This is a genomic window from Dactylosporangium sp. NPDC049525 (assembly GCF_040676755.1).
GTDB lineage: Bacteria > Actinomycetota > Actinomycetes > Mycobacteriales > Micromonosporaceae > Dactylosporangium.
This window is the reverse complement of sequence record NZ_JBFAPO010000003.1, coordinates 297,234-316,666: the sequence shown is the minus strand read 5'-3', so window position 1 is coordinate 316,666 and position 19,433 is coordinate 297,234. Positions and strand designations below refer to the sequence as shown.

The 19,433-nt window shown below is 71.0% G+C and carries 19 protein-coding genes and 4 tRNA genes; 6 read left to right on the top strand and 17 right to left on the bottom strand.

Annotation, left to right across the window (positions count from 1 at the left end; translation table 11 throughout):
- Positions 1–48: 48 nt before the first annotated feature.
- Genes AB0K00_RS08170 through AB0K00_RS08160 form a run of 3 tightly spaced genes read right to left on the bottom strand, consistent with a single transcriptional unit; the run spans position 49 to position 1,504 of the window.
- On the bottom strand, positions 49–720 hold the full coding sequence (locus AB0K00_RS08170) for a hypothetical protein (protein ID WP_363517246.1): 672 nt from the start codon (positions 718–720) through the stop codon (positions 49–51).
- A 59-nt stretch (positions 721–779) separates the two neighbouring features.
- Positions 780–1,346 carry a GNAT family protein gene (locus tag AB0K00_RS08165; RefSeq protein WP_363517243.1) on the bottom strand — a complete coding sequence of 189 codons (567 nt, stop codon included), beginning with the start codon at positions 1,344–1,346 and terminating at the stop codon, positions 780–782.
- A gap of 20 nt (positions 1,347–1,366) precedes the next feature.
- On the bottom strand, positions 1,367–1,504 hold the full coding sequence (locus tag AB0K00_RS08160; protein WP_363517240.1) for a hypothetical protein: 138 nt from the start codon (positions 1,502–1,504) through the stop codon (positions 1,367–1,369).
- A gap of 206 nt (positions 1,505–1,710) precedes the next feature.
- Between AB0K00_RS08160 and AB0K00_RS08155 the strand changes: the two genes are divergently transcribed.
- Complete coding sequence (locus tag AB0K00_RS08155) at positions 1,711–3,045, top strand: LacI family DNA-binding transcriptional regulator (protein WP_363517640.1); 1,335 nt, start codon at positions 1,711–1,713, stop codon at positions 3,043–3,045.
- Between the two features lie 102 nt (positions 3,046–3,147).
- Here the strand turns inward: AB0K00_RS08155 and AB0K00_RS08150 are convergent.
- The 4 genes from AB0K00_RS08150 to AB0K00_RS08135 form a co-directional block, all read right to left on the bottom strand.
- A tRNA-Val gene (locus tag AB0K00_RS08150) sits at positions 3,148–3,222 on the bottom strand.
- Positions 3,223–3,256: 34 nt separating this feature from the next.
- Positions 3,257–3,327, bottom strand: a tRNA-Cys gene (locus tag AB0K00_RS08145).
- A gap of 15 nt (positions 3,328–3,342) precedes the next feature.
- Positions 3,343–3,415, bottom strand: a tRNA-Gly gene (locus AB0K00_RS08140).
- A 111-nt stretch (positions 3,416–3,526) separates the two neighbouring features.
- Positions 3,527–4,567, bottom strand: a complete 1,041-nt coding sequence (locus tag AB0K00_RS08135) for a CapA family protein (RefSeq protein ID WP_363517637.1) — start codon at positions 4,565–4,567, stop codon at positions 3,527–3,529.
- A gap of 80 nt (positions 4,568–4,647) precedes the next feature.
- Here AB0K00_RS08135 and AB0K00_RS08130 point away from each other — a divergent pair.
- Positions 4,648–4,720, top strand: a tRNA-Gly gene (locus AB0K00_RS08130).
- Between the two features lie 23 nt (positions 4,721–4,743).
- Here AB0K00_RS08130 and AB0K00_RS08125 read toward each other — a convergent pair.
- The 3 genes from AB0K00_RS08125 to AB0K00_RS08115 form a co-directional block, all read right to left on the bottom strand.
- Positions 4,744–6,459, bottom strand: coding sequence for a hypothetical protein (locus tag AB0K00_RS08125; RefSeq protein ID WP_363517237.1), 1,716 nt, complete (start codon positions 6,457–6,459; stop codon positions 4,744–4,746).
- 671 nt (positions 6,460–7,130) lie between these two features.
- Positions 7,131–8,033: a hypothetical protein gene (locus AB0K00_RS08120; RefSeq protein ID WP_363517235.1), complete on the bottom strand. Its 903-nt coding sequence runs from the start codon at positions 8,031–8,033 to the stop codon at positions 7,131–7,133.
- 610 nt (positions 8,034–8,643) lie between these two features.
- Positions 8,644–10,029 carry a DUF4386 family protein gene (locus AB0K00_RS08115; protein WP_363517232.1) on the bottom strand — a complete coding sequence of 462 codons (1,386 nt, stop codon included), beginning with the start codon at positions 10,027–10,029 and terminating at the stop codon, positions 8,644–8,646.
- 496 nt (positions 10,030–10,525) lie between these two features.
- On the opposite strand from AB0K00_RS08115, the gene AB0K00_RS08110 reads away from it, so the two are divergent.
- The 3 genes from AB0K00_RS08110 to AB0K00_RS08100 are packed head-to-tail and all read left to right on the top strand — an operon-like array spanning position 10,526 to position 13,830.
- Positions 10,526–11,200, top strand: coding sequence for a hypothetical protein (locus AB0K00_RS08110; protein WP_363517229.1), 675 nt, complete (start codon positions 10,526–10,528; stop codon positions 11,198–11,200).
- Entirely contained in the window at positions 11,200–12,012 is an 813-nt protein-coding gene (locus AB0K00_RS08105; RefSeq protein ID WP_363517227.1) for a protein phosphatase 2C domain-containing protein, read from the top strand. Before AB0K00_RS08110 ends, AB0K00_RS08105 begins: the two co-directional genes overlap by 1 nt.
- Positions 12,013–12,069: 57 nt before the next feature.
- The gene (locus AB0K00_RS08100) at positions 12,070–13,830 is read left to right on the top strand and encodes an Hsp70 family protein (RefSeq protein WP_363517224.1); all 1,761 of its coding nucleotides are present in this window, start codon (positions 12,070–12,072) and stop codon (positions 13,828–13,830) included.
- An 8-nt stretch (positions 13,831–13,838) separates the two neighbouring features.
- On the opposite strand, the gene AB0K00_RS08095 is transcribed toward AB0K00_RS08100, so the two are convergent.
- Together AB0K00_RS08095 and AB0K00_RS08090 are read right to left on the bottom strand one after the other, a co-directional pair.
- Positions 13,839–14,252 carry a GntR family transcriptional regulator gene (locus tag AB0K00_RS08095; RefSeq protein ID WP_363517221.1) on the bottom strand — a complete coding sequence of 138 codons (414 nt, stop codon included), beginning with the start codon at positions 14,250–14,252 and terminating at the stop codon, positions 13,839–13,841.
- 40 nt (positions 14,253–14,292) lie between these two features.
- Positions 14,293–14,904 (bottom strand): TetR/AcrR family transcriptional regulator, encoded by a 612-nt coding sequence (locus AB0K00_RS08090; protein ID WP_363517218.1) that lies wholly within the window; start codon positions 14,902–14,904, stop codon positions 14,293–14,295.
- A gap of 114 nt (positions 14,905–15,018) precedes the next feature.
- Between AB0K00_RS08090 and AB0K00_RS08085 the strand changes: the two genes are divergently transcribed.
- On the top strand, positions 15,019–15,639 hold the full coding sequence (locus AB0K00_RS08085; protein ID WP_363517215.1) for a (2Fe-2S)-binding protein: 621 nt from the start codon (positions 15,019–15,021) through the stop codon (positions 15,637–15,639).
- 54 nt (positions 15,640–15,693) lie between these two features.
- On the opposite strand, the gene AB0K00_RS08080 is transcribed toward AB0K00_RS08085, so the two are convergent.
- The 5 genes from AB0K00_RS08080 to AB0K00_RS08060 form a co-directional block, all read right to left on the bottom strand.
- Positions 15,694–16,455 (bottom strand): zf-HC2 domain-containing protein, encoded by a 762-nt coding sequence (locus AB0K00_RS08080; RefSeq protein WP_363517212.1) that lies wholly within the window; start codon positions 16,453–16,455, stop codon positions 15,694–15,696.
- Positions 16,452–16,961, bottom strand: a complete 510-nt coding sequence (locus AB0K00_RS08075) for a sigma-70 family RNA polymerase sigma factor (RefSeq protein ID WP_363517209.1) — start codon at positions 16,959–16,961, stop codon at positions 16,452–16,454. The genes AB0K00_RS08080 and AB0K00_RS08075 overlap by 4 nt, the downstream gene beginning before the upstream one ends.
- 194 nt (positions 16,962–17,155) lie before the next feature.
- The gene (locus tag AB0K00_RS08070) at positions 17,156–17,872 is read right to left on the bottom strand and encodes a YcnI family protein (protein ID WP_363517206.1); all 717 of its coding nucleotides are present in this window, start codon (positions 17,870–17,872) and stop codon (positions 17,156–17,158) included.
- Between the two features lie 86 nt (positions 17,873–17,958).
- Entirely contained in the window at positions 17,959–18,435 is a 477-nt protein-coding gene (locus AB0K00_RS08065; protein ID WP_363517203.1) for a vitamin K epoxide reductase family protein, read from the bottom strand.
- A 15-nt stretch (positions 18,436–18,450) separates the two neighbouring features.
- Positions 18,451–19,323, bottom strand: a complete 873-nt coding sequence (locus AB0K00_RS08060) for a DUF929 family protein (protein ID WP_363517200.1) — start codon at positions 19,321–19,323, stop codon at positions 18,451–18,453.
- Between the last annotated feature and the right edge of the window lie 110 nt (positions 19,324–19,433).

Sequence of the window (19,433 nt, the reverse complement as noted above, 5' to 3'; positions counted from 1 at the left end):
GGTACGAGCCGCCGCAGTGGGAGGTTGGCCGGAAGACCCTCGGTCGTATCAAGCGGCGTGTCGGATCATGAAATCCTTGACGCCTTGCGACAGGAGTCGCACCTGGTCGATGGAGTATTCCGTGTACTGCGCGTGGGCAGCCTTATTTCTAAGGTCCAGCCATGATGTAACCGTTTTCTGTTCAAGCCGGTTGTAGGCGACCTTCGCAAGTTCCTCATTCAGGCGCTCGGCTCGACGCGGTCGTTGCCCGGACGTTGTTGTGTCAAAAACGTCGATAGAATGCTTGATCGCAAGGTTGCGTAGGTGGCTCTCAAGCACCCCGCTGAGCAGCACAGCGGCCGCATCCTTGTATCCCTCGTGAAGAAGGTGGTCGGCCATCTCGGCGAAATCGGAGAACGTGTTCGCGTGCACTAGCTCGGTAAGATCCTGGGTGTAGCCGTCCCCCACGTCTTGCGCCAGGGCCGAAGCAACGCCGTAGAGAATGGGAACTTGCTGCGACTGTGGTTGGACTTCAAGAGCTTTTGCAGCTTGCCGCTGATAGGCGCTCCCTGGTGGTGACACGCGCGCAATGAACGCGTGACAACTCGTCAAGAATTGCCATCGCTCCTGTCGGCTGATGCCACCAGAATAGTCAGAAGACGTCTTCTTGCTATCCAGCTTCTCAAAGTTTTCCTTGATTGTCGCAAATTGTTGCAGCGCCCTGTCGCGCAACTCGTCCATGAGGGCGAGCCTAGCCCTCGGTGGCTGCAAGGGCGAACGCGTTTGTGCTCTACAAGACCTTAGGCGCTGAGGGTACTCAGGGGTTCGGGCCGAGGCAGCCTGCCAAGTGCCGAGTAAAGGATGCTGTCGCGCCAACTGCCGTTTGTAAAGACGTGTTCCCGTAGGACGCCCTCGCGGGTGAATCCGAGGCGCTCGACCAGTCGAATCGAGGCTTCGTTGTCTGGCCCGATGGCGGCGGTTACTCGGTGCAGGTGCAGCATCTCGAACGCGAAGGTCATCATGATCGTGACTGCGTCAGTGGCGTAGCCGTGTCCCCATTCGTCGGCTCGCAGGGCATAGCCGAGCTTCGCAGCCTGGACTCCGCCCAAAGCCAAGCGGACGAACCCGATGAGTTCGTCCGCTTCGGTGTGCGAGATCGCGAGGTAGTACTCAGTGCGAGGATCGAGCTTCGCGCGCTCGACCGCTCCGTCGATCATCGCCTGTGCTGTCGCCTTGTCCCGGCTGTCGAACGAGAGGGTCCGCGTGACCTGGTCGTCTCCGACGATTCGCCATGCGCCTTCGCCGTCTTCGATTCGAAACTCGCGAAGGACGACCTTGTTGCCGTGGAGCAGCACCGGGTAGACCATCCCACGATGATGCCCACCACTCATGCGAGGCGCAGGGGCGTCCGGACGAAGGTCTCGATCTCCTCGCGCAAGGCGCCGGCCGCTGGCGACTGGCTTACCTGGTCGTCGCCGGCCAAGGCGCGGTGGACGCGTTGCGCGGAGATGATGATCCCGTTCATGCGCTGCTCAACGGGCAGACTCAGCACGGGCGTGAGGGCCTCCGCGGCGCCCTCCAGCTCACCGCGGCCAATGCGGGCAATGGCAAGGTCAGTGTGACTCCCCGCCTGGTCTCCGGTTCCGGACGCGCCGCGAGGCTGAACAGGCGGCCGACGCCGCCGAGGCCAAGGTGCGCGCCGGGGAACTGGAGCAGCTGACCGTGGTGCCGATGACGTTCGGCACGTACGCGAACCTCTGGTACGACCGCCTCGACCTGGCGCCCTCGACCATGCAGAACTACCGCAACCGCCTCGAGGAACACCTGCTGCCGGCCTTCGAGCATCACGACCTGCGCTCGATCACCGAGGACGCTGTCCGCGCCTGGGAACAGCGCGAACGCGCCCTCAACTACGCCGAGTCGAGCATCAAGTCGTGGCGGGCACTGCTGCACCTCGTCCTGGGCGACGCGCAGAGCGAGGGACGGATGCCGTCGAACCCGGCGACCCGCCACCGGGTCCGGGGCAAGCGGGCCGGGCGGTCGCAGAAGCGGGCACCGGAGAAGACCATCACAACCATCCTCGGGACGCTGCTCATCGCCGAGCGGCTGGCGCTGCTGTCGGGCCGGGACGAGGAGTTCGTGGCCTGCGTGCTGCTCGCGTTCACCGGGATGCGTTTCGGTGAGATGGTCGGCCTGGAGACCCGGTTCGTGCGGCAGGACGCGATCCGGATCGAGTGGCAGCTCTACGAACTCGACACCGGCGAGCTCGTCCGTTGCCCGCCCAAGGACGACTCGTACCGCACGGTGTTCATCCCGCCGTGGCTGGTGGCGCTGGTACGGGACCACATCGCCCAGGCGGCGCCGAAGCCGTGCGCGTGCCACGGCTTCACGTACGTGTTCAGCGGCCACCGGGCGGCGAACAGGGCGGCGCAGCGACCGGGACCGAAGTTGGTCGACGTCGCCCGGCGGGCCAACGTCGCGGTCGGCACCGTCTCCAACGTCCTCAACGGCAGGGTCGCGGTGTCCGACGGGACCCGGGAGAAGGTGGAATCCGCCATCCGGGACCTTGGCTATGTGCGTGGCGCCTCGGGCGGCGAGCTGGCCGCGCATCAGCGCCGCAGCGGGTTCGCGACGTGGCTGTTCCAGCCCGCCGTGACCGGGAAGTACCCACAGAAGGCGCCGCTCCTTCCTCGGCCGGTGCCGATCCTTGGGGAACCGTGGCCGGGCGTGCCGATCCGGGGGCGCAACAGCGCCCTGCATGCCGACGCGTGCTGGCTGCCGATCGCGGCCGGGCTGACCCCGCACGGCTTCCGGCACACCTACAAGACGGTCATGGAGGAACTCGGCACTCCGGCGCCGCTGATGGACGACCAGATCGGCCACGAGGACGGCTCGATCCAGGCCCGGTACTCCCACTCGACCTCGACGATGGTGGCGAGGCTGCTGGACGGTCTCACCGAGCTGTGGGACGAGGCACTCGACGCCCGCCGGCGGATACGGCCCGGATCACCGGTCACCGTGCTCGATCGACTCCTGCGGGAGAAGCCGCTCCGGGAGAAGCCGTGAGCAGCAACCAAGATCTTCTCCCAGAATTCTCCCCAGAGGGCCGGGAGAACGAGAAAGGACCGGCACCCTTGTGGGGCTTACCGGTCCTGACCTGGTCTTACTTGGTGGGCGATACTGGGTTTGAACCAGTGACCTCTTCCGTGTCAAGGAAGCGCGCTCCCACTGCGCCAATCGCCCTAGCTGAGGTGCCTCACCGTGGTGTGGCCTCTCGAGGTGGGAACGGGATTTGAACCCGTGTACACGGCTTTGCAGGCCGTTGCCTCGCCTCTCGGCCACCCCACCGTAATCCCTATCCCGAGCGGACGACGAGATTCGAACTCGCGACCCTCACCTTGGCAAGGTGATGCGCTACCAGCTGCGCTACGTCCGCACCGCCCGGCCAGTCGTGCACCCGGCGACGGATGCAAACTCTAGCGGACCGTCATCCCCCATGCCAAACCGGTATCCCGATCCGGCGCGTCGTGGCAGCCGGCCAGGTCCGTCAACTGGACCCGGCGGCGAGGCCCGCGCAGGTCGACAGGCCGGCGTACCGCTGGCTGAGCTTGGTCGCGGCGGTGCCGGTGAGCAGGGTGGGCTGGCCGGTGTCGGAGACGACGGCGGGCAGGAATTCCCGCTTCGTGACACTGCGGTCCCGCACCGTGAGCCGCAGCACGCCGGTCTCGGTGCTCTTGGAGGTGCCGTACCAGAGGAAGTTGCCGAGGCCGTACGCGACGAACGTGGGGCCCAGCCAGCCCGACCCCTGCAGGGTGTGGGCGTGGGCGCCGATGATCAGGTCGGCGCCGGCGGCGGAGAGCTTGCCGGCGAAGGTCTTCTGGGCGCTGTTGGCGCAGCTGTTGCCTTCGTCACCCCAGTGGTTGAAGACGATGACGAGGTCGGCCTGCTGGCGGGCGGCGGTGACCGCGGCGACGGCGCGGGCCGTGTCGAAGGCCATCGCGATGCCGGGCTTCGAGGGGCCGGGTGCCCAGCTCGATGCCAGCTCGCCGACCTGGCTGAAGCCGAGCACGGCGATCTTCACGCCGCGGACGGTGGTCAGCCAGGGGCGGTACGCCGACTCGACGTCAGCGCCGGCGCCGAACGCGGGGAAGGAAGCCGAACGCAGCGCGTCGAGGGTGTCGAGGAGGCCGACCCGGCCGTAGTCGAGGGTGTGGTTGTTGGCGATGCTGACCGCGTCGACGCCGGCCGCCTTCAGGGCGTCGATGGCGACGGGTGTGGTGCGGAAGTGGTACGTCTTGGGCTCCTCGGTGCCCCTGGACGTGATCGCGGTCTCCAGGTTGACGATCGTGAGGTCCGCCGCGGACAGCTGCGACGCGATCGGGCCGAACGCGGTCGTGGGGTCCTTGAGCAGCTTCGCGGTGCGGTCCATGAAGTGCACGTCGCCGGCGAACACGAGCGTCAGGTCGACCGGTGCCGGCGAGGCCGCCACGGACGGCAGCGGCGACGCGGAAGGCGACGGTGACGCCGGCACGGAGTCGGCCGCGGTCGCCGAGCAGCCGGCGAGCAACAGCGGCATCACGAACAACATTCGCCTCACGGCGCCACGCTAACGGGTGACCACCCCCTGCGGGAACGGAACGCGATGATGCGCTACAGTCGAATGGCAACGCGGACGTAGCGCAGCTGGTAGCGCATCACCTTGCCAAGGTGAGGGTCGCGAGTTCGAATCTCGTCGTCCGCTCTCGAGTTTCTCCGCACCACCGCTCAATATGGCAGTGCCCGTTTCCGGGCCGCCGGAATCGGCGCCGCAGGCGCCTTCGCGAGCAGCCACAACGGGTTCGACACTCCGGCGACCGTCTTGTCCTTGAGGCGGACCTGCGACCGCACGTAGGTTCCCGGCTGGACCTTCACCTGCTGCTTCCCGGTCTTCGCGGCAGTGACTGTCGTCGATGGCGTCAGGCCGGTGCCGACCTTTCCGGTGACGATCTCCAGGCTCGCGCCCTTCGGCAGTTTCGTCGCGGAGACATCGACCGTCACTGGTGCCGACCCGACCAGCACCGCGCCCATGTAGGAGACGCCGCCGACGCGCAGGTCCATGGCGCCGCGGTAGGAGACCAGGTCCGTGAACCAGGCGGCACCCGCCGCCAGCGCCCGTAGCAGGTCGGCCCGGCCCTTCGTCGGCGACCACACGTGACTGACGAAATGTTCCTCGTTCGCGGCCCAGTCCGTCGCGTCGTGATCGTCGCTGCTTCCCAGCGCGGTGAAGAACACGGCATTGCGGGCGGCGACGTCGTACACCCACAGCAGATCCTCAACAGGGCTCCTGCCGATCTCCACGAGGTCGACGCCGAGCGCGGCCTGCGACACGATCAGCTTCGCCAGCTCGTCGCGCTTGGCGACATCCATCGGATGGTTCCAGCAGACCAGCCCGCCGTGCGCGTGCAACCAGCGGACCATGGACGCGGTCAGCGCGGCGTCGTTGTTCCGCAGCGGCGGCGTCGGGAACGCGGGCAGCGTCAGGTCCCCGCCGAACCAGTTGAGGTGCCGCACCATCGACACCTCCAGGGCCCGGAACTGCGTCACGTCCGGGTATTTCTTCGCGACCGCCGCGATGACCTCGGCCCGCAATTGCTCGCCCGCCTGCCCGGCCCGCCGGCTCCGCGTGAATGTCAGCCGGTCGACCACGAACCGGCCCTGCCGCACCTCGAGGGCCAGCCCGGTCAGCGCGTTGTCACCGGCGACGACGTCGGGCCACAGCTTCGCGATGTCGTCACGGAGCACGAACGTCAACCGCTGCCACACGCCGGGCTTCGCGGGCCGCCGCACGGTGCCCAGTGCTCCGGCCGCCTTGTGCGTGACGTTGTCGACGCCGCCGATGTGGTACGCCACGCGCAGGATCCCCTTGCCCGGCTGATTGGACAGCTGGACCTCCAGTGTCAGCCCCCCACCGGCGCCGACCTGCTCCGGCAGCACGTCCAGGGTCAGCTCGGTGTCGGCGACGCAGGCGTTCGCCATCGCGTTCCACGCCACCCCGTCGAAGCGCACCGAACCGTCCCCGGCTGCCGCGAGCCGCAACGCCTTCCCGCCGCCGTCCTGCGGCGAGCGCGGCGCCGCGACGAAGCCGGTGCCGTGACTGTCAGGCTTGCCCACGAGGTGCTGCTTCCACGTCCAGTCGAGCCCGTGCTCGGGCTCGGAGGCACCGTCGAAGTGCACGGCTTGGCGGTGCCCGTACGCCGCGATCCGGAAGTCGTGATCGGTGAACCAGACGACATCGACCTTGTATTTCCGGGCCTGCTCCAAGTGCGCGGCGTAGCTCGCCAAGCCCTCGCTGAACGGCCCGTGAATGTGCGTCGCCATGCTCACCGGCAGCAACTTCGCCGGCGCCGCGGCAGCTCCCGCGCTGGGCAGGGCGCTCCCGGCGACGGCGGCCCCCGCCGCGAGCAGCACCCCACGTCGACTCAGCCCCGTTGCGCGATCCACCCCTCCGACGTTGCCCGCACCGCCGCACGCCCCGCAGGAGAACCCGGAAACCGCACCAGTCACAGCACCAGGAGGCCAGCCATTCCGCGATGAGAACGCGATGGTCACGTCGTCCGTTCGCTATCTAGCGCCGTTGGGAAACCCAGGAAACGAACGCTTCCTTGGCACGGATGAGGTCACTGGTTCAAACGCAGTGTCGCCCACGGTCACGCCGGCTGGAACAGCCATGTCGCGAACCCGCTTCGGCGCTGATACCCGGCCAGCTCGCCGCCTGAGGCGCCGCGCACATAACCGAGGTCCCGGATGGGCCGACTCCACCTTCCCGGGGCCTGTCGAACACCGCGACCCTGGCGTTGAGGACGTCGGAGACGGTGCCGACCGCGACGTTGGCCCGCCGGGCGACGTCGACCAGACCAGCTTCGGTTTCGGTCGCTGCGCCGCCCTGTTCGTCGCCCGATGGCCGCTGCCCTACGTGCGATCCGAGACCGTCCCGGCGGCGAGGGCAGCCTTCTGGCCGCCGTTGTCCAGACGGACGCCACGTGACCAGCCGGTGTGGGTGCCGGGGAGCGGGTTGCGCCTGTTGCAGGGTCCCGCCGGGCAATGGTCAGGCAACCGCCGGCGCCAGCCGACAGGTTCAGAGGCGGTTAGCGTCGGACGAGCTGACGTCTGACTCATGCATCACCCCCGTTTCCATTAGCACTGGCGTTCACGGGAACCGGATTCGGGACCGAATCTACCGCTTCGCTGTTCAAGGAATCTTGGGCGCCCGCTTCGGCAGGATGGGGGTGGATATGAATGGCTGGAATGTGCTGCTGGGCTGTATTTGCAACACTCGCGATAAGCTGCAATTGCTCCGGCGTGAAATTCGATCCAAAAGATTGAACGGCCGTCGCTGCTCTTACGGCATCCCGGAGAGATGGTGCCACAATGGAGTCGGATGCAACAACTCCAGCTATGAATCGAATTTCCTTCTCTCGATCTTCGCGAAGCTTGTCGATCAACTGGAGCATAGTAGCCCTAGCCTTATCGGCGCGGCGGAAAAATAGATAACTGATCCCCTGGTTGATTAACCCGACGGCACCCGTTAATGCTGCCGGTTCGGGCTGGTTCGGGTTCATTAGCAAGAAGATTGCCGCACCAAGGATGACTATAAATCCTACCGTGGCAAACGTAACGCTTGCCAAGAAAGTTATGAACGCCTGCTGGTGGCCCTGCGCATAATACTTTACGACGAGTCTTGTATGACTCTCGGAGTCGCGTTTTGCGACTTCCGAAAGTGACTCAGAAGCGGTATTAGTAACTATGTTTACGACGACCTTCTGCCCGGAGTTCTTCCCGGCGTCCGCGATCAACCGTTGAAGCTCACTGATTGAATTACTTAAATCAATTTCGCGATCCGAGGTGGCAATCTCCTGTTGTGATGCCACATCGGGCAAGCCGAGGGCTTGAATTACCTGCGATTCAACATCCCGTGAGCGCCGCTCACTGAAACGGGCGGTAATCCATGAAAAGACCGAGGCGATGGATGTCAGCAGAAAACTGGATAGCGCTGCGAGTATAATCTCTGGGCCCATTTCGAACCTCCGCTTTGGTCGTGAACGCTACTCAATGGGTAAAGAGGAATTCTTGTCTACTCGGTTCTGTATTTTTCGCGGGCTTACGCTTCAAACGCTCATCGACTATCATGAAAATAGACCTATGAGTTTCCGGCTCGCGAAGTTGGTTCGCAGTGGCAAATGGCAGTACTGGCCGATGGGCGAACCTCTCTGACGGACAGAGGGCGGTGGGCCGGCTACTCGGAAGACCTCCAGCAGCTGCACGCCCAGAGCTGTCTGGGCAAACGACGCCGGCGGTCTGCCCGCGTCGCAGCTGCTACGGCTGTCTAGGGCCTTCCTCGTGCGCCGGACCCACAGGGCAGGGCGCTGCGGCGCCCCTCGCAGAGGCGGGGCGGGACGGCCGCAGGGGCGGGTCCGCGCACAATGTGCGCCGCCGAGGTTGAGCACGACAACGCCGGCGATGCCGATGCCGGCCGGCGACCTTCGACACGCTCAGCGGCTCGCTGGGGAACAGCGTGCCGATCGCAACGATGGCGGGCGGTGCCGAGGCCGGATCACATCGCGATCGGCACGCGCTTGACCGCCTGGGAGAGGGCGACGAACGCCACCCGCGGCCGAGCAGGTCACCTCACCGTGGGCGGGGGAGGAGGGCGAGGGCGAGCAGCGTGGCGCAGGCAGTGCACCAGACCACGGTGCCCATGCCCGATGGGACATACGGCAGCGGCGCGAGCAGCCACGCGACCGGGAACAGTGGCAACGCCACGGCGGCCGGGCGCGTCTCGGTGGCCGGGCGGGTCGCGACCCGCAGCGCCAGGAACGCGGCCAGGGCGCACCAGCCGGCCAGGACCCGCGCCCCGAACGGTCCGGCCGCGACCGGCAGCCCGGCCGCGACCGACGGCGCCGCCAGCAGCACCATGGCCGCCGCCGCGAGGAGGAGCCCATACACCAGCGGCGCCCATCCGACGGCGTTGTGGCTGCTGCGGCGGTACGGACGGCGCCCCGCCCACACAGCGGCTGCCGCCGCCGCGGGGAAGAGGCCGAAGAGGATGACCCATGCCCAGGCCTGCCAGGCGGCGAAGTCGAAGGCCTCGAGGTGGTGCAGCGTCACCACGAAGATCGGCACCGACAGGGCGCCGACGCCGCCGAGCAGTCCCCGGGCCTCGGCCCACCGGCGGGCCGGGCCGCCCGCGCGCAGGGCGAGGCCGTAGACGGCGGCCGCGACGACGTAGCAGGCGCCGATGGTCGCGGCGAGCGGTGGTGGGCCGAGCGGCCAGGAGAAGAACGTGCGGGTGCTGCCCGGGAAGGCGAGCAGGGCGGCGCCGCTGACGCCCGCGGCGAGGCTGACGACGAAGAAGACGAGCCAGGCGAGGGTCGGCGCGAACCCGGCGCGGGGCAGCAGCAGCCAGGTGGCGAGCACGCCGACGCAGACCGCGTCGGCGACGAACCCGGCGAACGCAAGCGCGTCCAGCAGGGGGCCGGGTGACAGGAGCGCGGCGGCGCTCACCGGGACCAGCCAGGCGCCGGTGGCGAGAAGGCAAGCGGCCAGCCAGCGGGGCAGGAGGCGCTCCCGGACCCCTGCGGCGACCCCCGCGCCGATGAGTGTCAGGCCCAGCAGGACACCGCCGGCGAGGCGCAGGTCGAGGTGGAGCGCGTGCAGGCGGACGAGCCGGTCGGCCGGTGGGGCCGCGATCGCCGCCACGCGCGCCAGCAGCGACACCGCCGCGACCGCCGGGCCCGCGACGCCAGCCGTCACCAGCAGCAGCGCCCACGGGTCGCGGCGGTGCTGCAGCGCCGCGAACAGGCCGGCGGCGAAGGCCGCGTACGACACCAGCGCGAGCGCACCCACCAGGGCGGCCAGCCGCAGGCCGCCGGGGTTCGCCGTGTAGTACGCGGCCGTGGCACCAGGGTCGCCGCGGCCGGGGGCGGCGAGGAAGTCCATGTTCTCCAGGCCCGCGAGGACCACGTAGCCGACGCCCGCGGCGCCGGTGCACCAGCGCACGTTGAGGGCACGCACGACTTCTCCAATGGGGCAGTAGGGGCTTGCCCAGGTGCACGGACCCGGCGCCCGGCCGGCCCAACGATGTGCCGGGACTCACTGGACAAGACAGCTCACGGGGACAGGACGGCGGCGACCAGCACCGCCCCGGCCCAGCGCCGGTGGCACGTCGCGACCGGTCGGCCGGTCGGCCGTGAACTCCAGGCATTCCGCGGGCAGGGCAGTCTACGGGCGTCAGGCGCCCGCGGTGGTAGTCTCATCGGGCCGTTCTTCCGGTGCGTTCCGGTGCCGGCCGGCGCCGCTCGAACCCTCGGCGGGCATCGAGCCGCCAGCCGGTGCACCTGGCAGACCGGGCCGACGCATCCAAAGGTGCCGACGTCCCGAGAAGCGCATGACTTTCGCGTCCCGGCCGTCGATCATGCAAGGGTCGGCGCAGCGGCCCGCCTGATCCGGACGGTGGCAGGCACGGCAGGGCACGGCAAGGCGAGCACCTGAAGGAGGAGCGTTTCCGGCAATGGCCGACACCACGTTGTGCACGTTCGCAGAGCTTGAGTTCCTGCTCCGCTCCGCCGCCGGCCCGCACGGCGAGCGCACCGCCGGCATGGACGCCGTCCGGCGCCGGCTCGGCCTGCAACCGGAGGCGGCCACCGACATCGTCACCGCCGCCGGGGTCGCGTCGCTGCTCGCCCGGGGGCTGTGCACCGACGAGGGCGGCAACGTCGTGCCGGGGCCCCTCGTGCTCGGCGCCGTCGCCGCGCTGTCGACGCTGCACACGACGACCGAGGCGGCCGGTTCCTCTGGCGCCCGCACCCTGACGATGCACCTGTTCAGCGGCACCGCGGCGCACCTCGCCGCGTATCCGGGGCCGTTCGGGCTCTACGGCGTCGACGCCCTCGACCCGGCCGAGCCACTGGCCGCGCCCCTGGCCCGGTTCGTGGACCGCTGCACCGCCGGCGACGGCGAGGCCGCCGTCGTCATCAGGTCCGGCACCGGCGACGGGCCCGAGGTGGAGCTCGCGATCGCCCGCGCCGCCGACGGCACCTGGCTGCTGTCCGACGGGCAGCCGACCACCGCCGACCAGCCATCGGACCAGCCATCGGCCCCGCTGCCGGGCCGGCCGTCGAACCGGGACGGCGTCGTCGCCGCCCTGGTCGAGCGCTTCGGCGCCCGCGTCGCGGCGGGTGCGTGATGGCGGCCGTCCGGGCGGGTGCCGCCAGCGACGTCGGCCGGGTCCGCCGGCGCAATGAGGACAGCGCGCTCGTCGCCGACGGGGTCTTCGCGGTCGCCGACGGCATGGGCGGCCACGCCGCCGGTGACATCGCCAGCGAGATCGCCGTCGAGGCCCTGCGACGCCTCGCCGACCGGGCCGGCCGGACCCCGCAGGACGTGCACGACGAGATCGCCCGCGCCAACAACGACATCCTCGCCTCCGCGGCCGAGCACCCGGTCCGCACCGGCATGGGCACCACCCTCACCGGCATCAGCCTCGTGCTCGACGACGGCGTGGAGCGGTGGGCGGTGTTCAACGTCGGCGACTCCCGGGTGTACCGGTTCGCCGGCGGTGTCCTCACCCAGCTCACCATCGACCACACCGCCCCGGAGAGCGTCACCCGCCGGCGTGGCGTGATCACCCGCGCGCTCGGCACCCGGCCCGCCCCGGACGCGGACCTGTGGGTCATGTCGCCGGTGCCGGGGGAGCGGTTCGTCGTCTGCTCCGACGGGCTGTCCCTGGAGCTCACCGACGACGAGATCGCCGACGTCCTGCGGTCCGAGCCGGCCGCGCAGGCCGCCGCGGACCTCCTCGTGCGGCGGGCCGTCCTCGCCGGCGGCCGCGACAACGTGACCGCCGTCGTCGTCGATCACCTCACCACCACCGGCGTGGACACCGGCTCCTTCACCCGCGGCGCCCACGCCGCCCCCGAGGACGAGGACACCGACCCCGGCATCGTGGACCACCGGGGGATCGACACCGACCCGCTCGGCATCCCCGCCGGGCCGTGACCCCAGACCCCGCCGGGGCGTGACCGCCGGCCCCGGCGGGCCTGACACCATCTGCTGATGCACCTCGGCATCGACTTCGGTACATCCAGCACGGCCGCGGTCCTCACCGGTGCCGGCGGTGAGGTGACGCCGCTGCTGTTCGACGGCTCGCCGCTGCTGCGCTCGGCGGTCCACCTCGACGCCGCCGCCGGCGTCCTCGCGGTCGGCGGCGACGCCGTGCGCGACGGGGCGCTCGACCCGGACCGCTACGAGCCCCACCCGAAGCTGCGGGTCGCCGACGCCACCGTCACGCTCGGCGGCACCGGCGTCCCCGTCGTGCACCTGTTCGCCGCGGTCCTGTGGGCCGTGCACGCCGAGGTGCTGCGGGTCACCGGCGGCGTCGCGCCCCTGGAGGTCGCGCTGACCCACCCCGGGTCGTGGGACGCCCATCACCGCGGCGCGCTGCTCACCGCCGCGTCCATGGCCGGGCTGCCGGCCGCCAGGCTCGTGCCCTCACCGGTCGCGGTCGCCAGCACCCTGCTGGAGCGGCTGCGGGTGCCGTGCCCCGACGGGCAGTGCATCGTCGTGTACGAGCTGGGCGCCGGCACCTTCGAGGTCACCGTCCTGCGTCCCGGCGCCGGTGGCCCGCAGGTCGTTGCCGCCGCCGACCTGGCGGGTGCCGGCGGGCTCGACGTCGACGCGGCGATCGCCGACCACCTCCTGGCCGTCACGCCCGGTGGCCCGCTCGGCACCCGGCAGCGGCGGGTGCTGCTGGAGCAGGCCCGGCTCGCGAAGGAGCTGCTGTGCGCCGGCACCGCCGCCGCCGTGTCCGTCGCCGGCCGGGGCGACGTGACGCTGACCCCCGACGACCTGGACCGGATCGCGACCCCACTGGTGCGCCCCACCGCCGAGCTCACGCTGCGCACCATGCGTGCGGCCGGTGGGGCGCCGGTCGCCGGCGTGTACCTGGCCGGCGGCGGCACCCGGATGCCGCTCGTCGCGACCCTCCTGCACCGCGTCGCGGGCGTCCGGCCGGTCGCCCTGGAGCAGCCGGAACTGGCCGCCGTCACCGGCAGCGTCGCGGTACTGGCATCCGCGCCCCCACCCGTCCCGGTGCCGCACCAGCCGGACGTGCCGCACCAGGCGGCTCTGCCGCACCCGCCGGCGCCGGAGAGGACCGTGCCCGGCCGGACGGCGCGGGACGCAGCCGGTGACGACGGCGGGCCGCTGTGGAGCTGGCTACCGGCGTCCCACCCGCTGGTGCCGGGCCAGGCGTGGCGGGACGCGCCGTTCCACCCGCTGCAGCTCGGGCTGCCGTCCGGCAACGGCTGGACGATCCGGGCGCGGTTCGTCGAACCCGACCAGACCGTGTTCCTCAGCCGGGGCGGCGGGCCGCTGCTGTTCCACACCATCGACGGGCTCGCCGCGTACCTGCTGCGCGACGCCGACCACGAGCTCGCCGGCCTCGACGGCTGGGAGCAGGTCAGGGACCGGTTCGTGGCGCTCGTGCGCGACCCCGGCGACGAGGAGCAGATCGACCTGGACCTGGTGCAGTACAACCTCGGCTTCCCGCCGCAACAATGGATGCCGGAGCTGCTCATCGCCGCCCGGGACGTCGCCGTGGAGCTGGCCGAGGCGTTCGACCTGCACGACGTCGGCGAGCTGCTCGCCGAGGGCGGCCTGCTCGACGAGGTCGACGAGCTGCTGCGCGACGCCGAGCGGGCCCTCGTCGGCCGGTCCGCCCGGCGCCGCCTGGACGCCCTGGACGCCGACGCGGTCCGCGGGACCTGGCACGCGGTCGCCGCCCGGCTCGACGGGATCGCGGCCTGGGCCGACTGACCCGGATCTCAGGTCCAGCGCAGGCCGAACCGGTCGGCGGGGTGGACCTCCTCCCCGTCGCCGGTGCGCACCACCAGGACCGGCACGCCCTCGGCGAGGTCGAAGCGCTCCCGTTCCCGCCGGGTCGGCATCCTCGCCGACACGACCCCGCCGGGCGGGACGGCGCGGACCTCGTCCGGGCCGCTCAGCGGGTGCCGGGTCGGGCGGGCGGCCGCCGGGCCGACCCGGATCGACTTGTCGGGGGCGAGGAACAGCAGCCCCTCCCGGCGCAGCACGGCGATGCCCTTCAGCGCCGTGTCGCGGCCGACGTCGTGCTCGTGGGCGAGCACGTCGGCGCTGGGCACCGTGGCGCCGGGCGGCAGCGTCCCGGCCATGATCTGGGCCCGGAGGGCGTCGGCGACCCGCTCGTACCGTGGCGGCATCCGAGCACTGTAGCCACTAGGCCACAGGAGACGGAAGGTGTCAGACGGTCGCCGCGCCCAGGGCGCGAAACGCGAAGTCGGTGACCTGCTCCGCCGCCCGCGCCGCCGAGTCGGCACCGTCCGCCGCCGGGCCCTGCGCCATCCGCTCCTGGAACGCGGCGGACAGCGCCGCCGTGATCGTGCGCGCGTCGGCGTCCGGGTCGGCCCACGGCAGCGTCCCGTCGGCGCGGCCCCGCTCGAGGATCGCCGCGATCGCCGCATGGTGCGCGGCGGTCATCCTGGCCCGCTCCGCGGCATAGCCGGCGGTGCCCATCAGCTCGCCGCAGGACATCACCAGGACCCGCCGCCGGCGGTGGCTGTCGGCGGTCAGCGACAGGAAGCCGGAGATCCACGCCCGCAACGCCTCCGGCGGTGTCGGCGCGGCGGCCGCGGCCGCCGTCAGCTCGGCGTGGACCCGGTCGCTGTCGCGGCGGAACATCGCCAGCAGCAGCGCGTCCTTGGAGTCGAAATGGCGGTAGAACGCCCTCGTGGAAAGGCCTGCGGCGTTGAGGACGCCGGTGACGGACAGGCCGCCCCCGCCGGTGTCGACCAGGCAGCGGTATGCGGCCTCGATGATCCGCGAACGCTCGCCGGTGTCTGCGGTCACGGACATCACCCCATGCTATCGCCTGCGACGGCGGCGCAATCCGGTCGCCGCATCATCCGCCCGGCACACCGTGATCCATTGAGGCGCGTCCATGACGTGCCGGTGAACTAGGCTGCGGCGGTGAATCCGTACTTCGTCTGGGAGGACTTCGCGCCGGACGCGGGGTGGCGGCCGTTCACGGAGCTGCTCGACCCGGCCGTGGCCGCGGAGCGGGTCGCGGTCGCTCGCGAGACCCTGATCGCGATGTTCGGGCTCGACCCGGCCACGGTGCCGGTGCGGGTGGTCGCGTCGGTGACGTTCCTCGGCGTCGCGTCGCGGCTCCTTGCCCCGCCGCTGATCACGCCGCGCTACCCGGCGCCGGAGCAGCTGTACTGGAAGCCGGTCCCCGGCGGCCCGTGGCCCATGGCGTGCGTCGCGCCGCCGGCCGGCGGGCCCAGCACGGCCGCCCTGCACGAGCGGGTTGTGCTGGGGCTGGTCGCGCCGCTGCTCGCCATGTTCCAGGACCGGTTCCGGCTGTCCCCGAAGGTGCTGTGGGGCAACGTCAGCTCGGCCCTCGCCGGCGCCGCCGGCCAGCTCGACGATCCCGCCGCCTGGGCGGTGGTCGCCGAGCTGCTCGATGTCGAGCCCCTGGCCGGCACGGCGGACCTGCGCGGCCGGGCGCTGCGTCGCCGCAACTGCTGCCTGTACTACCGGATCCCCGGCGGCGGCACCTGCGGCGACTGCGTCCTCAGGCGATCGTGATGACGTGCCGGACGCCCTGGACGCCCGCCGGCGAGGACCTTGCCGACCGGACGTTCAGTGTTGTGCGGCCGTCCCCAGCAGGTGGCCGTGGTAGTCGGAGACGGTGACCCGGTCGACGTTCGGCAGCTGGATCGAGCTGGCGCCCGTCACCCGGGCCGAGGCGGACGTGGTCCGTCCCCAGCACGCCGCCTGCTCCTCCTGGCCACCCCGCCCGACCACGTGCAGCACGAACGGCCCGTCGCCCGGCAGCCCGCTCAGCTCCAGGGCCACCGACACGCCCCACTGCCGCGGGCTCAGCGTCGCCCGGCCCGTCAGGGCGCTGCCGGCGGCGGCGACGAACTGCACCACCGTGCCGGCCGGAGCGCTCGCCCCGGAGCCCGACGGCGCCGGCTGCGGCGCTGACTGTGGTGCCGACAGCACGGTCTGCTGACTCGGCCGCGGCGCCGCCTCGGGCGTTGTCGCGGACCGCGACCACACCACGGACCCGACGGCGAGCAGGGCGACGACCGCGCCCACGACCCCGGCGAGGACCCGGGCGCGACGGCGGCGGGACGGCGGCGCCGCCCGCCTGGTCCGGCGCAGCAGCGCGTCCAGCCCGTCCCGGCTCGGCGTCTCGATCGCCGCCAGGGAACCCCGCGCCGGGTCGGCGGGCAGCCGCTGCAGCAGCTCCGGCACCGGCGCGAGCCGGTCGACCTCGGCCCGGCAGTCGGTGCAGCCGCTCAGGTGCGCGTCGACCCTGACCTGATCGCTCTCGTCCAGCCCGCCCAGCACGTACCCACCGAGCAGTGGGCGCACCGCGTCGTGTTCGTCGCTCATCGCAGCACCCCCATCTCCTCGAACACCGCGCGCAGCGCCCGGACCGCGTAGTAGGCGCGGGACTTGACCGTCCCCTCCGGCACCGACAACCGGCGGGCGGTGTCGGCGACGGTACGCCCGTCGTAGTACACGGACTCCACGACCTGCCGGTGCTCCACCGACAGCCGGTCCAGGGCGGCCCGGACGAGCCAGCCCTCGACGAGGTCGTCGACGTTGTCGGCGTCGGGGACCGCGGCGATCGCGTCCGGGTCGTCGACGAGCCTGGGCCTGCGCTGGTCCGCCCGCCACGCGTTGCTGACCACGTTGCGGGCGATCGTCAGCAGGTAGGACCTGGTGGTGTCGCGGCTGACGTCGATCCGCCCGATGTGCTTCCAGGCCCGCAGGAGCGTCTCCTGGACGAGGTCCTCGGCACGGTGGCGGTCGCGCTCGTACCGCGAGACGAAGCCGAGCAGCACACCGTAGTGCTCGGTGTACAGCGCGGTCATCAGCTCCTCGTCCCTGGTCAACCGGATCTCCCTGTCTGCTTCGGAGTCTGCTTCGCAGTCGGGTGCGGATCCCCGTTGAGGTCTACACCACCAGACGGTTGTGGGTTCAACCACCCGTCGGCGGTGCCAGGGGATGTGACGCGGAAGACCCCGCGCACCGAGCGGCGCGCGGGGTCTCCGGGTCCTGCGAGGCGGTGCTGGTCAGGCGGTGTGCGTCAGGCCGTGGTGCGCGGGGTGGCGCGGCGGTAGGCGAGGACGCCGACGACCAGGCCGGCCAGGCCCAGGACGAGACCCGCGACGCCGAGCCCGACGGCGGTGCCGTCGCTCCCGTCGTCCTTCGCCTCGACGGCCGGGCCGGCGGCGGTGCCGGTCGACGCCACGGCGGACGGGTCGGCCTTCTTGGTGAGCTTGAGCACCGGCGCCGGGTGCTCGGCCTCCGCGCCGGCGGCGGGCTCGTCGATCCAGCGGACGATCTCACCGTTGGAGTACGTCTGCAGCGCCTTGAACACCAGCTGGTCGGCGACGGGCAGCGGGCCGAGGGACACGTCGAACTCCTGGAACTGGTGCGGCTTGATCGCCGCGTCCGCCGACGCCGTCCACGTGATCTTCGAGACGGCGTCGGTGATCTCGCCGTCGTCGGTCTTGATCGGCGTCGCGAGCTTGCTGTTCTCGGCGACCGCGGTCCAGCCCTGGACCGGTTTCAGCGACACGGAGGCGATCGGCTTGTCGGTCGGCAACGCGATCTCGACCTTGGTGGTGGAGGCGTCGTCGCGCTCGTTCGGTACCCGGAACGTCACCTTCGTGTAGCCGCCCTGCGTGGCGGTGTTCGGGTTGACGGTGACGTGCGCGGAGGCGGCGGCGGGGAAGGCGAGTGCAGCGGCGGCGGCCGCGGCGACGGCGACACCCGCGCGGACCACGTGGGTCAGGCGCATGATGCGGGCTGTCCTCTCGGAGACAGGATGTTGGCACGGTCAGCGGGGTAGTCGCCGCGGACCGGCGGAAAGTTCCCGGCCGTTTCTCAGGTCAGGTCGGCGGGGTCCGCGTAGGCCGTCCCGAGGGCCGTGACAGCGAACAGGCCGATCGCCAGGACGTGCACCGCCGTGCACCACAGGCAGATCGCGTCGAGAGTGAACAGCTCCGCGTAGACGAGCCAGGCGACGAACAGCACCCCGACGGCCGAGAACGCCAGCCGGCCGAGCCGGACGTCCCGGCGCGGGGTGCGCCACAGCAGCGACAGGGCCAGCATGACCGCGAAGTACACCAGGCCCAGGACCGCCACCGGCACGCCGAAGAGCTTGGACTGCTCGCTGGTGGTGACCTTCAGGCAGTTCAACGCACCGGTGTCCGGGCACGCGAGGGTCGTCGAGGCCGTGTAGTGCTCGATCGTCAGGTACACCGACACGGCCAGGCCGAGGACGGCCAGCACCAGCGACGCCGGCGGCACCCACCGTTGCACCAGCGGGTCGCTGACCTGGACGGTTGCGGTCTGGGTCATCGTCGAACCCCCTCCTCAGACCTTGCCCTGGAAGGCGGTCACCGCGGGCGTCGCGCAGACGTTCGCCGGTTTCCCGCCAGTGATCTTGCACAGCACCGCGGTCATCGCGTTGGCGTTGCCGACGACGGCCTTGGCGATGTCGCTGCCCGGGTCGGACAGCGCCACCGTGACCTGCTCCGCGGTCATGCCGGCGAGCAGGTCCGGGCTGAACGACGACCCGGCGGCGACGGCCTGGTTGGCGAAGTCGATGAACGGGATCGCCCCGGCGGACTTCGCGTCGACATACGGCGGGGCGTTGAACTTCTGCACCAGCTGCGCCTGCTGCGGCGTCAGCTGGTCCAGCGGCGTGTAGGAGCCGCCCTTGCGGGTCCGGCTGCTGGTCTCCACACCCTGGAACGTGAGCAGGTCGCTGGTGTAGGTGCTGCCGTGGAAGGACACCGTCGGCGTGTTCGGATACACGTCGTCGGACGCGGACGCGGTGATCGTCAGCCCGCTGAACGTCCCGAACCGGGACAACGCCACCACGACCGGCCAGCGCTGCGCGGCGCAGAACGGGCAGTACTCGGCGCCGACATACAGCACGAGGGGCTTGCCGCCGTCGGTGAGCACCTGCTGGCCGGTCACCGGCTTCGGCAGGGTCGCGGCGGAGCCGGCGCCGACCTGGTCGAGCACCGACGGCGGGACCGAGGTCAGGGCGGTGACGATCGCCTCGGCGGCCGGGCCGGTCGGGAACGGCGCGGCCTGCTCGCCGCCGCCGCCACCCTCGCCCGCCCCGCCGAGCTTCGCCACGATCATGACGGCGAACACGACCACCACGGCGGCGATCGCGGCGGTCGCGCGGCGCATCCGGCCGTGCCGGGCCGTCGACCGCTCCTGGATCATCCGCATGCGTCGCGCGTACTCGCGCGAGTCCCGCTGGCGCTTCGACACGCGCAACCCCCCACTCGTCTGCCTGGTTAGTCGTACGGGAGCACCCACAGGTTCCCTGCGCCGCCGAC

Coding starts and splice junctions, on each gene's coding strand:
- AB0K00_RS08070 (WP_363517206.1), bottom strand. CDS start 17,872: ATGCGCCTGACCCACGTGGTCCGCGCGGGTGTCGCCGTCGCCGCGGCC.
- AB0K00_RS08060 (WP_363517200.1), bottom strand. CDS start 19,323: ATGCGGATGATCCAGGAGCGGTCGACGGCCCGGCACGGCCGGATGCGC.
- AB0K00_RS08100 (WP_363517224.1), top strand. CDS start 12,070: ATGCACCTCGGCATCGACTTCGGTACATCCAGCACGGCCGCGGTCCTC.
- AB0K00_RS08065 (WP_363517203.1), bottom strand. CDS start 18,435: ATGACCCAGACCGCAACCGTCCAGGTCAGCGACCCGCTGGTGCAACGG.
- AB0K00_RS08170 (WP_363517246.1), bottom strand. CDS start 720: ATGGACGAGTTGCGCGACAGGGCGCTGCAACAATTTGCGACAATCAAG.
- AB0K00_RS08095 (WP_363517221.1), bottom strand. CDS start 14,252: ATGCCGCCACGGTACGAGCGGGTCGCCGACGCCCTCCGGGCCCAGATC.
- AB0K00_RS08090 (WP_363517218.1), bottom strand. CDS start 14,904: ATGTCCGTGACCGCAGACACCGGCGAGCGTTCGCGGATCATCGAGGCC.
- AB0K00_RS08105 (WP_363517227.1), top strand. CDS start 11,200: ATGGCGGCCGTCCGGGCGGGTGCCGCCAGCGACGTCGGCCGGGTCCGC.
- AB0K00_RS08135 (WP_363517637.1), bottom strand. CDS start 4,567: ATGTTGTTCGTGATGCCGCTGTTGCTCGCCGGCTGCTCGGCGACCGCG.
- AB0K00_RS08155 (WP_363517640.1), top strand. CDS start 1,711: ATGACGTTCGGCACGTACGCGAACCTCTGGTACGACCGCCTCGACCTG.
- AB0K00_RS08160 (WP_363517240.1), bottom strand. CDS start 1,504: ATGAACGGGATCATCATCTCCGCGCAACGCGTCCACCGCGCCTTGGCC.
- AB0K00_RS08110 (WP_363517229.1), top strand. CDS start 10,526: ATGGCCGACACCACGTTGTGCACGTTCGCAGAGCTTGAGTTCCTGCTC.
- AB0K00_RS08080 (WP_363517212.1), bottom strand. CDS start 16,455: ATGAGCGACGAACACGACGCGGTGCGCCCACTGCTCGGTGGGTACGTG.
- AB0K00_RS08165 (WP_363517243.1), bottom strand. CDS start 1,346: ATGGTCTACCCGGTGCTGCTCCACGGCAACAAGGTCGTCCTTCGCGAG.
- AB0K00_RS08120 (WP_363517235.1), bottom strand. CDS start 8,033: ATGGGCCCAGAGATTATACTCGCAGCGCTATCCAGTTTTCTGCTGACA.